Here is a 1,150-nt window from a genome sequence, read left to right as displayed (position 1 = left end):
GCGATGCTGACGGTCACGGTGTCGGTGGTGTCGTTGATCTGCACCACGCCTGGTTCTTTGCTCAGTTGCAGGTCTTCGAAGACCTGGTCCTTCACAGTGGCGTCGGTGATAGTCAGGCTCAGCGGGCCGCCGTCTTTGTAGACGTCGTCGCCTTGGATCGGGGCGGTGTAGATCGCCGAAGTATCGCCAGCTTTAACAGTGACGGTGCCACCGTTGCTGAGTTTGACGGTCAGATCATCCTTCAACGCCTGGTTGAGGGTGATGGTAAAAGTCGGGTTGGCGTTTTCGAACACAGGACCATTGCCAGCGATGCTGACGGTCACGGTGTCGGTGGTGTCGTTGATCTGCACCACGCCTGGCTCTTTGCTCAACTGCAGGTCTTCGAAGACCTGATCCTTAACAGTCGCTTCGGTGATGGTAACGCTCAGCGGGCCGCCGTCTTTGTAGACGTCGTCGCCTTGGATCGGGGCGGTGTAGATCGCCGAAGTATCGCCAGCTTTAACAGTGACGGTGCCGCCGTTGCTGAGTTTGACGGTGAGGTCATCCTTCAACGCCTGGTTGAGGGTGATGGTGAAAGTCGGGTTGGCGTTTTCGAACACAGGACCATTGCCAGCGATGCTGACGGTGACGGTGTCGGTGGTGTCGTTGATCTGCACCACGCCTGGTTCTTTGCTCAGCTGCAGGTCTTCGAAGACCTGGTCCTTCACGGTTGCGCTGTCGATAGTAACGCTCAGCGGGCCGCCGTCTTTGTAGACGTCGTCGCCTTGGATCGGTGCGGTGTAAATCGCCGAAGTATCACCGGCTTTAACAGTGACGGTGCCACCGTTGCTGAGTTTGACGGTCAGATCATCCTTCAACGCCTGGTTAAGGGTGATGGTGAAAGTCGGGTTTGCGTTTTCAAACACAGGACCATTGCCAGCGATGCTGACGGTGACGGTGTCGGTGGTGTCGTTGATCTGCACCACGCCTGGTTCTTTGCTCAGCTGCAGGTCTTCGAAGACCTGGTCCTTCACGGTTGCGCTGTCGATAGTAACGCTCAGCGGGCCGCCGTCTTTGTAGACGTCGTCGCCTTGAACTGGGGCGGTATAGATCGCGCTGGTATCACCGGCTTTAACGGTAACCGTGCCGCCGTTGCTCAGCTTGACGGTCA

General features: G+C 57.4%; 1 protein-coding gene. It reads right to left on the bottom strand.

What is annotated here, in order from left to right; genetic code table 11:
- Window positions 1-1,150, bottom strand: a 1,150-nt coding sequence (locus NR126_RS28350) for an immunoglobulin-like domain-containing protein (protein WP_256832477.1), incomplete at both ends; no start/stop codon positions are given.

It is taken from the genome of Pseudomonas sp. Pse1 (genome assembly GCF_024519635.1).
Lineage (GTDB): Bacteria > Pseudomonadota > Gammaproteobacteria > Pseudomonadales > Pseudomonadaceae > Aquipseudomonas.
Note: the sequence above shows the minus strand (reverse complement) of the source record. Positions and strands in the feature narration are given on the sequence as shown.